The organism is Paraburkholderia sp. SIMBA_054, from assembly GCF_046534875.1.
Taxonomy (GTDB): domain Bacteria; phylum Pseudomonadota; class Gammaproteobacteria; order Burkholderiales; family Burkholderiaceae; genus Paraburkholderia; species Paraburkholderia hospita.
Map to the genome: position 1 here is coordinate 1 of NZ_JAWRXV010001632.1, position 239 is coordinate 239.

A 239-nucleotide genomic window follows, 5' to 3' on the forward strand; every position below is an offset into this window, starting at 1 on the left:
CCCAGTTCGGCGACCAGCGAGGGCATGTAGACGCCGCCAGCCTTGAAGTAGCCGCCCTTGGGATCGAACACGGCCTTCATCTCGTCGACCAGGAAGGTGACGTCGCCGCCCTTTCGGAACACCGCCGACATGATGCGGGTGAGCGCGACGATCCACTGGAAATGCTCCATCGACTTGGAGTTGATGAAGATCTCGAACGGACGGCGCTGCTCGTGCTCGGTGCCGGCGTTGAGCACGAT

1 pseudogene is annotated in these 239 nt (G+C 62.3%); it reads right to left on the minus strand.

The features are described from left to right. Positions 1-239, minus strand: a pseudogene (locus SB822_RS60605) (hypothetical protein); the annotation flags it as partial.